General features: G+C 67.0%; 8 protein-coding genes and 2 pseudogenes. 9 read left to right on the top strand and 1 reads right to left on the bottom strand.

Annotation, left to right across the window (positions count from 1 at the left end; all coding sequences use genetic code 11):
• The first annotated feature begins 141 nt into the window (after positions 1–141).
• The 6 genes and pseudogenes from IF78_RS0115930 to IF78_RS0115905 all read left to right on the top strand — a co-directional run bounded on the left by IF78_RS0115930 (position 142) and on the right by IF78_RS0115905 (position 8047).
• Positions 142–1104 carry a glycosyltransferase family protein gene (locus IF78_RS0115930; RefSeq protein ID WP_031476190.1) on the top strand — a complete coding sequence of 321 codons (963 nt, stop codon included), beginning with the start codon at positions 142–144 and terminating at the stop codon, positions 1102–1104.
• 137 nt (positions 1105–1241) lie between these two features.
• Positions 1242–2354 carry a multiple monosaccharide ABC transporter substrate-binding protein gene (gene chvE / locus IF78_RS0115925; protein WP_369122745.1) on the top strand — a complete coding sequence of 371 codons (1113 nt, stop codon included), beginning with the start codon at positions 1242–1244 and terminating at the stop codon, positions 2352–2354.
• Between the two features lie 32 nt (positions 2355–2386).
• Entirely contained in the window at positions 2387–3937 is a 1551-nt protein-coding gene (mmsA, locus tag IF78_RS0115920; protein WP_031476186.1) for a multiple monosaccharide ABC transporter ATP-binding protein, read from the top strand.
• Positions 3934–5178: a multiple monosaccharide ABC transporter permease gene (gene mmsB, locus IF78_RS0115915; protein WP_031476185.1), complete on the top strand. Its 1245-nt coding sequence runs from the start codon at positions 3934–3936 to the stop codon at positions 5176–5178. Before mmsA ends, mmsB begins: the two co-directional genes overlap by 4 nt.
• Positions 5179–5241: 63 nt before the next feature.
• Positions 5242–6303 (top strand): annotated as a pseudogene (locus tag IF78_RS0115910) (aldose epimerase family protein); the annotation flags it as partial.
• A gap of 151 nt (positions 6304–6454) precedes the next feature.
• On the top strand, positions 6455–8047 hold the full coding sequence (locus tag IF78_RS0115905; RefSeq protein WP_031476181.1) for a pyridoxal phosphate-dependent aminotransferase: 1593 nt from the start codon (positions 6455–6457) through the stop codon (positions 8045–8047).
• 118 nt (positions 8048–8165) lie between these two features.
• Here the strand turns inward: IF78_RS0115905 and IF78_RS46125 are convergent.
• Positions 8166–8620, bottom strand: a pseudogene (locus IF78_RS46125) (RICIN domain-containing protein); the annotation flags it as partial.
• Between the two features lie 337 nt (positions 8621–8957).
• On the opposite strand from IF78_RS46125, the gene IF78_RS45410 reads away from it, so the two are divergent.
• From IF78_RS45410 to IF78_RS0115880, 3 genes are all read left to right on the top strand, one after another.
• Positions 8958–10649: a nucleic acid/nucleotide deaminase domain-containing protein gene (locus tag IF78_RS45410; protein ID WP_063762122.1), complete on the top strand. Its 1692-nt coding sequence runs from the start codon at positions 8958–8960 to the stop codon at positions 10647–10649.
• Positions 10650–10745: 96 nt separating this feature from the next.
• Positions 10746–11318, top strand: a complete 573-nt coding sequence (locus IF78_RS0115885) for an SUKH-4 family immunity protein (RefSeq protein WP_031476175.1) — start codon at positions 10746–10748, stop codon at positions 11316–11318.
• A gap of 67 nt (positions 11319–11385) precedes the next feature.
• Complete coding sequence (locus IF78_RS0115880) at positions 11386–12225, top strand: nucleic acid/nucleotide deaminase domain-containing protein (protein ID WP_078662466.1); 840 nt, start codon at positions 11386–11388, stop codon at positions 12223–12225.
• The last annotated feature ends 3 nt before the right edge of the window (positions 12226–12228 follow it).

Here is a 12228-nt window from a genome sequence, read left to right as displayed (position 1 = left end):
AGATTCCCGTCTGCCCGGCGACGCCTGGCACGCCGCCGGGCCCGCCCTCCGGGCGGACGACGGGAATCTGACGACAGGACCTAGCCCCCCGCACCCAGAGCCGCGAACTTCGTCCGAAATATCGAATACTAAGGACACCTTGTGACCGACGCTTCCGCAGCCCGTCGACCCGGTGAGCCCGCGCTCACCGCCCTCGGCCTGGGCGCACCCGAACTCTCCCCCGCCGACGCCTCGCCCCACACCTTCCCGGGCGGCGGCCGCTGGCGCACCGAGATCCCCTCGTGCGAGGGTCCCGAAGCGCTGGCCGTCGTCCTGAAGGAAGCCTCGCGGCTCGACGTACCGATCCACCGGATCAGCCAGGGCAGCGGCATCTGGATGCTCACCGACGCCGAGATCACCGAGATGGTGGAGGCGACCGCCGAGCGCGACATCGAGCTCTGCCTGTTCACCGGCCCGCGCGGCACCTGGGACATCGGCGGCTCCACCCGTACGGACTCCAAGGGCGCCGGACTGCGCGCCCGGGGCCACGACGCGGTCGCCGGGTGCGTCGAGGACGCCGTACGCGCCACCGAGCTGGGCGTGAAGTGCCTCCTCGTCGCCGACGAGGGTGTGCTGTGGGCGCTGCACCGGGCGCGGGTCGCGGGGATCCTGCCGGCCGACACGACGCTCAAGGTGTCGGCGCTGATCGGTCCGGTCAACCCGGCGGCGTACGCCGTGTACGAGAACCTCGGCGGCGACTCGATCAACGTACCGAGCGACCTGACGCTGGATCACCTCACCGAGATCCGCCGCGTCTCCGCCGCCCCCATGGACATGTACATCGAGGCCCCCGACGACCTCGGCGGCTACATCCGCATGTACGAGGTCGCCGAGCTGATCCGGCGCGGCGCACCGCTCTACCTGAAGTTCGGGCTCTCCAAGGCCCCCGGGATCTATCCCTACGGGCACCACATGAGGGACCTGACGCTGGCCACCGCCAAGGAACGCGTACGGCGCGGACGCCTGGCGCTGGACCTCCTCGCACGGCACGGAGCTGACGGCGACATGGCGCCTCTCGGTTCACGGCTGCCCGGAACGCTGAAGCGATTCGAAACTCCCGCATAACGTTCCGGACAAACCCCCTTCACAGAAGAAGACGCAGTCGAACACAATCCGACACACCATCGGTCGAGCGTTCAGCTCTCGAAAGCGTCTTCCTTTCGCCAGACCGAGCCCTGCTCACAACATCAAGGATGATGACCATGCGCACTCGCAGAGCCGCACTCGCCGCCATAGCCGGAGCCGCCTCCCTCGCCCTCACCCTGTCCGCCTGTGGCCAGAGCGGTGAGGGCGGCAGCAAGGAGGAGGCCGGGGACGCCAAGGGCGGGACCATCGGCATCGCGATGCCGACCAAGTCCTCGGAGCGCTGGATCGCCGACGGCAACAACGTCGTCAAGGACCTGGAGTCCAAGGGCTACAAGACCAAGCTGGTCTACGGCGAGGACGACCCGGACCAGCAGGTCGGGCAGATCGAGAACCTGATCACCCAGGGCGTCAAGGCGCTGATCGTCGCGGCCATCGACAACAAGTCGATGAACAACGTGCTCCAGCAGGCCAAGGACGCGAACATCCCGGTCATCTCCTACGACCGCCTGATCCTGGGCACGGAGAACGTCGACTACTACGCCTCCTTCGACAACGAGAAGGTCGGCGAGCTCCAGGGCAACTACATCGTCGAGAAGCTCGGCCTGAAGGACGGCTCCAAGAAGGGCCCGTTCAACATCGAGCTGTTCGCCGGCTCCAACGACGACAACAACACCCGCTACTTCTTCCAGGGCGCGATGAACGTCCTGCAGCCCTACATCGACAAGAAGCAGCTCGTCGTCCGCTCCAAGCAGACCGCTCTGAACCAGGTCACCACCCTGCGCTGGGACGGCGGTACCGCCCAGAAGCGCATGGACGACATCCTGACCTCGGCGTACAAGAGCGAGCGCGTCGACGCGGTGCTCTCGCCGTACGACGGCATCTCCATCGGCATCCTCTCGGCGCTGAAGTCGGACGACTACGGCTCCAAGAGCAAGCCGCTGCCGATCGTCACCGGCCAGGACGCCGAGGTCGCCTCGGTGAAGTCGATCATCGCGGACCAGCAGTCGATGACCGTCTACAAGGACACCCGCGAGCTCGCCAAGGTGGCCTCGAACATGGTCGACGCCCTGCTCAACGGCAAGAAGCCCGAGGTCAACGACGAGAAGACCTACGACAACGGCTCCAAGGTCGTCCCGGCGTACCTCCTCGAGCCGGTCAGCGTCGACAAGACCAACTACAAGGAGACGGTGGTCGACTCCGGCTACATCAAGGAAAGCGACCTCAAGTAACCGCCGGCACACTCTGATTGGAAGGCACGACCATGGCGGGACCCGTCCTGGAAATGCGCTCGATCGTCAAGACCTTTCCCGGCGTCAAGGCGCTCTCGGATGTCACACTGACCGTCCAGCAGGGCGAGGTCCACGCCATCTGCGGGGAGAACGGCGCCGGTAAGTCGACCCTGATGAAGGTCCTCTCCGGCGTCCACCCGCATGGCACCTACGAAGGGGACATCCTCTTCGAAGGCGAAGTCTGCGAGTTCAAGGACATCCGGGCGAGCGAGCAGCGCGGCATCGTCATCATCCACCAGGAGCTGGCGCTGTCGCCGTACCTCTCCCTCGCGGAGAACATCTTCCTCGGCAACGAGCACGCCAAGGGCGGGTTCATCGACTGGAGGGAGACCCTGCGGCACGGCACCGAACTGCTGCGCCGGGTCGGCCTGTCCGACCACCCCGACACCCGCGTCGCCGACATCGGCGTGGGCAAGCAGCAGCTCGTGGAGATCGCGAAGGCGCTGTCGAAGAAGGTGAAGCTGCTCATCCTGGATGAGCCGACCGCGGCCCTGAACGACGAGGACAGCGGCAAACTCCTGGATCTGATCCTGGAGTTGAAGAAGCAGGGCATCACCTCGATCATCATCTCCCACAAGCTCAACGAGATCCGCAAGGTCGCCGACTCGGTGACGATCATCCGCGACGGCCAGACCATCGAGACCCTCGATGTGAAGGCGCCGGAGACCACCGAGGACCGGATCATCAGCGGAATGGTCGGCCGGGACCTGGAGCACCGGTTCCCGGAGCGCACCCCGCACGAGCCGGAGGAGGGCGCGGCCCCCGCGCTGGAGATCCGCAACTGGACCGTGCACCACCCGATCGACCAGCAGCGCAAGGTGGTCGACGATGTGTCACTGTCCGTGCGGCGCGGCGAGATCGTCGGCATCGCGGGCCTGATGGGCGCCGGCCGCACCGAGCTCGCGATGAGCGTCTTCGGGCGGACGTACGGCCGCTACCACGGCGGCACGGTCCTCAAGGACGGCAAGGAGATCCGTACGAAGACCGTCCCCGAGGCGGTCAAGCACGGCATCGCGTACGTCACCGAGGACCGCAAGCACTACGGCCTGAACCTCATCGACACCATCAACCGGAACATCTCGCTCAGCGCGCTGGGCAAGGTCGCGAACCGGGGCGTGGTCGACGAGCACGAGGAGCGGCAGGTCGCCGAGGGCTTCCGCAAGTCCATGAACATCAAGGCGCCGACCGTCTTCGAGCCGGTGGGCAAGCTGTCCGGCGGCAACCAGCAGAAGGTCGTCCTCAGCAAGTGGATCTTCGCCGGTCCCGATGTGCTGATCCTGGACGAGCCGACGCGTGGCATCGACGTCGGCGCCAAGTACGAGATCTACACGGTCATCGACCAGTTGGCGGCCCAGGGCAAGGCGGTCGTCTTCATCTCCTCCGAGCTGCCCGAGCTGCTCGGCATGTGTGACCGCATCTACACGATGGCCGCGGGGCGGCTGACCGGCGAGTTCTCGCGAGAAGAGGCCTCGCAGGAATCGCTGATGCGTCAGATGACTAAGGACAAAGAGGTATCCCGATGAGCACGGATGTGACCGCCAAGACCCCGGCCCCCGCGCCGCCGGGCAAGAGCGGAGGGGCCGCGGCCGACGGCCTGCTCCAGTTGGTGCTGGACGGCATGCGCCGCAACATGCGGCAGTACGGCATGCTGATCGCCCTCGGCCTGATCGTGGTGCTGTTCGCCGTGTGGACGGAGGGCGACCTGCTGCTGCCGCGCAACGTCTCCAACCTGGTGCTGCAGAACAGCTACATCCTGATCCTGGCGATCGGCATGATGCTGGTGATCATCGCGGGCCACATCGACCTGTCGGTCGGCTCGCTGACAGCGTTCATCGGCTCGATGGCCGCCGTGTTCATGGTCAAGAACGATCTGCCATGGCCCGTCGCCGTCATCCTCTGCCTCGCGATGGGCGCCGTCGCGGGTGCCGCACAAGGGTTCTTCATCGCCTACGGCGGCATACCATCCTTCATCGTGACCCTCGCGGGCATGCTGATCTTCCGCGGTCTCACCGAGATCTTCCTCGAGGGCCAGACCCTCGGCCCGTTCCCGGAGGGTCTGCAGAAGGTCGCCAACGGCTTCCTGCCGGAGGTCGGTCCGAACACCAACTACCACAACCTCACGCTGCTGCTCGGCTTCGGAATGATCGCGTTCGTGGTCTTCCAGGAGTTCCGCGACCGCCGCCGGCAGCAGGAGTTCAACCTGGACGTCCCGCCCTTCAACCTGTTCCTGCTGAAGCTGGTCGCGCTGGGCGCCGCCATCCTCACGCTGACGATGCTGCTGGCCAGCTACAAGGGCGCCCCGATCGTGCTGCTCATCCTGGGCGTGCTGCTCGTCGGCTTCGGCTACGTCATGCGCAACGCGATCATCGGCCGCCACATCTACGCGATCGGCGGCAACCTGCCCGCGGCCAAGCTGTCGGGTGTGAAGGACAAGAAGGTCACCTTCCTGATCTTCGTGAACATGGGCATGCTCGCGGCCCTGGCGGGTCTGGTCTTCGCCGCCCGCTTCAACGCGGCCTCGCCCAAGGCCGGCCTCAACTTCGAGCTGGAGGCGATCGCGGCCTCGTTCATCGGCGGCGCGTCGATGAGCGGCGGCGTCGGCACCGTCCTCGGCGCGATCATCGGTGGCCTGGTCCTGGGCGTGCTGAACAACGGCATGAACCTCGTCGGCATCGGCACCGACTGGCAGCAGGTCATCAAGGGCCTGGTGCTGCTCGCGGCAGTCGGGTTCGACGTGTGGAACAAGCGCAAGGTCGGTTCGTAAGTACAGAAGGAGGGCCCCGCCGGAAGGCGGGGCCCTGTTCCTTTCGGCGTTCATTTCAGCGACGGAGGCAACACGCCGGTGAAGTCCCTCTTCGGCACCCTCGCCGACGGCACCGAGATCCACAGCTGGTCGCTCGCCAACGGCGGCACGCGGATGAAGGTCCTCTCCTACGGCGGCATCGTGCAGTCCCTGGAGATCCCGGACCGCCACGGCCGGCTCGCCAACGTCTCCCTGGGCTTCGACAACATCGAGGACTACGTCGCGGGGAGCCCGTACTTCGGCGCCCTGATCGGCCGGTACGGCAACCGCATCGGCAAGGGCCGGTTCACGCTCGACGGGGAGTCCTACCAGGCCGACGTCAACGACGGCGTCAACAGCCTGCACGGCGGAGCCACGGGGTTCGACAGGAAGGTGTGGGACGTCGAGCCGTTCACCCAGGGCTCCGACGTCGGTCTGCACCTGTACTGCACATCCGTCGACGGCGAGATGGGCTACCCGGGCACGCTCAAGGTGAAGGTGACGTACACCCTCACCGCGCACGGCGACTGGCGCATCGACTACGAGGCCACCACCGACAAGACCACGGTCGTCAACCTCACCAGCCACGTCTACTGGAACCTCGCCGGCGAGGGCAGCGGCACGATCGAGAACCACGAGCTGAAGATCGCCGGGTCCCGCTACACCCCCGTCGACCCGGGCCTCATCCCCACCGGTGAGCCGGTCTCCGTCGAGGGCACCCCCTTCGACTTCCGCCAGGCCAAGCGCATAGGCGAGGATCTGCGCGACGCCCACCGGCAGTTGCTGTACTGCAAGGGCATCGACCACAACTGGGTGCTCGACAAGGGCATCTCGCCGCGCCCCGAGTGGTGCGCCACGCTGAAGGACCCGTCCTCCGGCCGCACCCTGCGCATGGCGACCACCGAGCCGGGCCTGCAGTTCTACTCGGGCAACTTCCTCGACGGCACCCTGGTCGGCCCGAGCGGCCGCACCTACCGGCAGGGCGACGCGCTGTGCCTGGAGACGCAGCACTTCCCGGACTCGCCGAACAAGCCGTCGTTCCCGTCGACGGTGCTGCGACCGGGACAGACGTACCGGTCGACGACGATCCACTCGTTCAGCCACTGACGTACTCGTGTGCCGTCGCCATCTGACGGCTATTCACAGATGGCACACAAGTTCACACCGATTTCCCAGTGGTTGAACAGCGCCACCCCAGCCTCCGTATGTAAGGGCGGCCCGTGCTCCCCCGCGCGGGCCACCCAAACACGGAGGTTCCATGGCCGACAACGTCACCTCGCTGTTCCGCAGCACCGCGGCACACAGCCCGTCCATGGCGGCGCTGACGCGTGAGGGCGGCGACGGGGCCGGTCCGGTCGACTTCTGCATCCCCTGCAACCCGTACTTCCCGACGCCGGAGATGTTCCAGGACATGGCGTCCCGGTTGCGGGACATCATCACCTACTACCCGAGCAGCGCCGACACGATCACGGCCGAACTGTGCAGCCTGCTCCAGCTTCCGCCGCAGTGCGTGGCGATGGGCAACGGCTCCACGGAGCTGATCACCTGGATCGACCACCTGATGGTCCGGGAGTCCCTCGCCATACCCGTCCCCACGTTCGGCCGCTGGACCGACCAGCCCATGGAGACCGGCAAGCGGGTCGACATGTTCCCGCTCCAGGAGTCCAGCGGATTCGCCCTGGACCTCGCGCAGTACGCCGAGTTCATCCGGGCCCGGGGCACCCGGGTCGCGGTGATCTGCAACCCGAACAACCCCGACGGCGGCTACCTCCACAAGCACGCGCTCGTGCAGTTCATGGACGCGATGGCGGACCTGGACCTGGTCATCATCGACGAGTCGTTCCTTGAGTTCGCGGACGCCGAGCAGGAGCCGTCGGTGGTCCAGGAGGCGATGCTGCGCCCGAACGTCATCGTCCTGCGCTCCCTCGGCAAGAACTTCGGTCTGCACGGCATCCGCTTCGGCTACCTGGTCGCCAACCCGGCCCTGGCCGGGATGGTCCGCTCGATGCTGCCCAAGTGGAACCTCAACGCCTTCGCCGAGCACGTGGTGTTCATGCTCAAGAACCACGGCGCCGAGTACGCGCAGAGCCTCCACCAGGTGCGCAAGGACCGCCTCGACATGGCCAGCCAGCTCGCCGCGCTGCCCGGTCTGACGGTCTACCCGTCCCAGGGCAACTTCCTCTTCGTGCGTCTCCCCGTCGGCGCGGAAGGCACCGTGGTCCGGGACCGGCTGCTCACCGAGCACCGGATCCTGGTCCGCGAGTGCGGCAACAAGATCGGTTCGTCCAGCCGCTTCCTGCGACTCGTGGTGCGCCCCCAGGTGGACGTGCGTCGCCTGGTGTCCGGCCTGGAGCAGGTGCTCTACGGGACCAGGAGGGGAGCGGCCGCCGTGCCCGAGCTGGATACAGGGACCTACAGCTCGGGTACGGCGGCCGTGGATCGGTTGGTCGGCTCCACGAACGGCAGGGGCATGCAGGGGCTTGCGGCGCAGGCCATGGCGACGCCCATGACTGTGCCTGCGGCGCCTCAGCCGCAGACGGTGCCGCCGGGGACCGGCATGCCCATGCCCATGCCGGCGCCGGTTCCTGTGGCGCCGGCGCCGACGCCGGCTCCCACGCCCGCGCCCGCGCCCGCCGCTGCCGCTCCCGCGCCGATGACGTTCCCGTCGCCTGTGGCGCCGGCCGCGGCGGCTATGCCTGCGCCCACCCCTCCGGGGGTGCCGGCTCGGGGCGGGCTTACGGCGGCGCAGGTGCGGGGGACCACGGGGCCCGGTTTGACCCCGGCCCCGGCTACTGGGTGGCCGAACAGTCAGAGCTGGCCCAATGCGGCGGGGATGGGGCAGGTCGGGTAACGCCTTCTCGCCATAGGAGGTACTGCGCGCGGGCGGCTGCGGGACCGTTGTGGCTGGTCGCGCCCACGCGGCGGAGCCGCATGTTGACACAGCCCCGCGCCCCTTAGGGGCGTTGCACCTACGCCGCGTTCAAGCGCCACTGTTGGCAGTTGTCGCCCAGCCAGCTCCACTGGCGTACGTCCGTCCCGTCCGTCGTTCCGCAGTTCGTCACGTCGGCCACCTTGCCGGTGGCCTGGTTGACGATGCGGACGTAGCCGCCGTCGGTGGCGATGAAGCGGAACCGCTGGCAGGTGTTGTTCAGCCAGGACCACTGGCGCAGGTCGGCGCCGTCGGCGGAGGAGCAGTTCTCGGTGTCGAGGGCCTTGCCGGTGGCGACGTTGACGAGGCGGCTGGTGTCGTCGCCCAGGTCTTCGATGCGCCACTTCTGGTTGTTGCCGCCGTTGCATGTCCCCTGCTGGACATTGACGCCGTCGGCGGTCGAACTCCCGGCTACGTCAAGGCACTTGCCGCTGTTGCGTTCGTGATGGTGTACGTCGTCGAGGTGGTCGACGGCTCGCCCGACGGGCCGGTCATTGGTAGGCCGACGCGGAGGACGGGAGGAGGGCGAGGAGGGCGGCGGCGGGGAGGGCGAGGAGGGTCGTGCGCTTGCGGCTCATGCGGACACTCCTGTTCTGTGCTCGGCTTCTGTCCCTGCGGTGCGTTTGTTCTGTATCTCGAACGACGACCGTCACTTCGGACGGGAACGTAGAATCGAATCACTTGCGCGTCAATGACCCGAGCGGCAACAGCTGGAATGCGGCCGCTGTGCGTCACTCGTGTCACAGAACAGGCCCAGTGCGCCTGAACGAGCTTGCTGGTGTGGGCCGTTCGAAGTTACGTTCACTCAAGTAACGTTCGAACGGGGGTTCTTGTGGGTGTCACTCTTCCGAGTTACCTGGACGAGGCACTTGATCTGATAGGCGTCAACTGGCCGAACGTCGACGAGGACGACTACCGCGACATGGCCCAGGCGATGCGGGAGTTCGCGGACGACATCGACGACGGCGCCGCCGACGCCCACGCGGCGATCGCCGACCTGATCGGAACCAACGAGGGCCTTGCGGTGCAGGCGCTCGAGAAGCACTGGGGCAAGGTCAAGGACACCCACCTCGCCAACCTCGCCGAGGCCGGCCGTCTGGCGGCGACCGCGCTGGACGGGGTGGCCGTACTGATCGAGGGCGCCAAGCTCGCCGCCATCGCGCAACTGGGCATCCTGGCGGCCGAGATCGCGGCGGCGATCGCCGCGGCACCGGTCACCCTGGGGCTGTCGACGCTGGGCGGTCTGGCCGGGACCCAGGTGACCCGGATCGCGGTCAAACGCATCTTCCAGGAGGTCTGCGAGGAGGTCGCCTCACGGGTGATCGAGGTCGCGATGGGCCCGGTCTACGAAGCCCTCGGCTCCATGGCGGGCGACCTGGTCGTGCAGTTGGGCGGCAACGCGCTCGGCGTACAGAACGGCGTCGACCTCAGCCAGACCGCCAAGGCGGGCAAGGAGGGCCTGGACGCGGGCATCGACAGCGCCAAGTCGGGCGGGGCGATGCAACTGGCCAGCGCGAACGGTCCCAGCGGCATGGGCGATCTGGGCGGCGGCAGCGGCCAGTTCAGCATGGACCCGGCCTCCTACGACCGCGCCGGCTCCCAACTCAAGGGCGCCGGCGGCAAGATCCGCGACGGCGCGGGCGGCAAGCTCTCGCGCGCCAAGTCCACGCACGGCCGCACCAAAGGCAAGGACCCGATCGCCGACGCCGCCAACGCCATGCTGGACCAGGTCATCGACGGCATCGAGAAGGGCGTCAAGCGCTCCGCCGCGCACCTGGACGAGAACATGACCGGCGGCTTGAGCAAGATGGCCAAGCGGCACCGGGACAATGACGACGAGACCGCCCTGTCCCTGTCCCAACTCAAGAAGGCGGGCACGGCCGACAAGACCCCTGTCTACCTCATGAGCGACGACGGAACGCTCAAGCGTCTGACGCCCGACGGAGGGCGCGACGATCTGACCCCCGAGGACAGATCGCGCATCGGTCTCAAATTCGACGGCGACAATGTCGGACGGCCGCAGGTCGGCGAACCCAACCTCAAGCTCAAGGGCAAGGAGAGGCCGCGTCCGCTCAGCAAGTCGGATCGCGTGGACCTCGGGAGCACGGAGCTGTCCCGAGCCGTACAGCTGGCCCGTCACGCGGACAACAGCTACGGCACTCACAAGAAGTTGGCGAACGGCGATGAGAAGTTCGAGAGCAACAACTACGCCGCCGCACGGTTCGACAGCAAGGGCGACGGCGGCTTCATCATGGTCGCGCGAAGCTCTGGCTTCCGGCACTCCGAGCGCATGCTCGGCTTCCCGGTCCTCAGGGATGGAGCGGGCGACCGAATGACCGAGCTGTACACGGAAAGAGCCCCCTGCCCCATACCCCCCAACTGCAGTGCGTGGATGGTGGAAAGACTTCCGCACGTCGAAGTCACCCACAGCATCGACTACGGGGACACCCGTGAATCCCGTGCGCAGGGAAATGCGGAAATGATGGATTACCTGGACCGCCTCAAATCAAACCGCAATAAATAAGGCACATATCCGGGCATGCAACGCAAACCCGTACCAGATCCACTTCGGTGCTAGCATCAGGGCATCCCCGCTATTCGCAAGGAGGCAGGTCACGCGATGACACCCCCCATCGACCGGGAAACCCTGGAGACCGAGTTCAGCCCGGATGAACTCATCACGTTTCCCGAAGCAGTGGTGGCGAACATCCAGCACGGACCGAGCTCGCACTTCCTGCGCCACATCGGCATTCCGTCTCGCCCCAACCCCTGGTTCGACCTGGTGGACGGGACGCCGGAGCAGGTGAGAGAACTCGGCAGCTGCTACGACGACCTCCGCGACCGATGGACGAACCTGCCCGAGGGGGCCGAAGGTTGGCTTCTCCTCGGGATGATCCCCTACGACGACATCGCTCTGGACGGGGTCACGGGTGTCGTTCACTGCCTTCCGGGTGACGAGTTCGAGATCTATCCGTTGAACAAGGATCTCAATTCCTTCGCCCACTTTCTCTACCTGCTGGAAAAGGAACGCCCCAACTACGACTTCGAGTCGGAGCAGGAGATCCTCGACCCTGAGGGAGCGGCCCGGCGACTGACCGAGGAAATGAGCGAGATCGACCCGGCGGCTCTGGAAGTGAGCCATTCACGATGGCACAACATTCTTGAGTATGTCGCCTACCCCGAGACGCGGTAGCCCGCAGGCGATCCGGGATGCTGTTGTCTCGAATGTGTACGAGTCCATTGATTAGGCGGAATCACCCATGACAGTCCCCGCAGGCAGCGTCCGGCATTTCCGGCAGGAGGCTGCCGGTGAAGCGTTGAGTACGGCCCCGAGCGTGCGGCGCCTGGCGGAGGTCGCCGTACCCGTCCAGGTCGGGCCGTACTTCGCCACCGGCCACGACGACGCCGTACTGCTGCAGGAGTTCGCGCAGTCCGCCGGGCGCACGGTCGTGCAGGAGGAGTGCCTGCAGTGGGCGCGGCTCGGCTCCGACCGGGGTTTCGAGATCTGCGCCGACCATGAGGGTGTCGTCCGCGCCGTACTCCTCGACTGGACCGAGGAGTTGAGGTTCGTGAACTCGGCTCCGGAAGCGTTCGCCCAGTCGCTCACCGCGCTCGACCGGGCCCTCGCCGCGATCCTCGGCACCGGCCTGCCGCAGGAGGCCGCCGCCGCGTACGCGGAACTCGAACAGCGGCTGCGGACGATCGACCCGCCGGCGTTCGAGGGGCGCGAGAACTGGTGGCCGCTCGTTCTCGACGACATCAGGGACACCGCGAGCGGGGAGTGGTTCACCGCGTTCGAGATCGTCGACGAGCGGGGCGAGAAGCAGATCGTCACGCAGGCCGGCGGGATCGGGATCCATCCGGAGGAGCGGCTGTGGGACCGGCTGCGGGCCGCGGGTGTCGTGCCGGAGCAAGTGCTGCGGATCCACACCGAGTTGGAGGCCTGTTTCATGCCGGGGCACTACTGCTCGCTGTGGCTGGGGCAGGTCTTCCCGGAGGCGCAGCTGACGCACAACTTCCCCTACGGGGAGACGGCCGAGTCCCGTGCCGAGGGCATCCGACTGCTGCGCGAGGCGGCGGAGCAGGCACCGTCTCAGTAGAAC

Origin of the sequence: Streptomyces bicolor (assembly GCF_000719285.1) — a bacterium.
GTDB lineage: Bacteria > Actinomycetota > Actinomycetes > Streptomycetales > Streptomycetaceae > Streptomyces > Streptomyces bicolor.
This window is presented reverse-complemented; position numbering and strand designations above follow the sequence as displayed.

Excerpts from the sequence above, each read along its gene's own strand:
- IF78_RS0115880 (WP_078662466.1), top strand. The coding sequence starts at position 11,386 with ATGACAGTCCCCGCAGGCAGCGTCCGGCATTTCCGGCAGGAGGCTGCC.
- chvE (WP_369122745.1), top strand. The coding sequence starts at position 1,242 with ATGCGCACTCGCAGAGCCGCACTCGCCGCCATAGCCGGAGCCGCCTCC.
- mmsB (WP_031476185.1), top strand. The coding sequence starts at position 3,934 with ATGAGCACGGATGTGACCGCCAAGACCCCGGCCCCCGCGCCGCCGGGC.
- IF78_RS0115905 (WP_031476181.1), top strand. The coding sequence starts at position 6,455 with ATGGCCGACAACGTCACCTCGCTGTTCCGCAGCACCGCGGCACACAGC.
- IF78_RS0115885 (WP_031476175.1), top strand. The coding sequence starts at position 10,746 with ATGACACCCCCCATCGACCGGGAAACCCTGGAGACCGAGTTCAGCCCG.
- mmsA (WP_031476186.1), top strand. The coding sequence starts at position 2,387 with ATGGCGGGACCCGTCCTGGAAATGCGCTCGATCGTCAAGACCTTTCCC.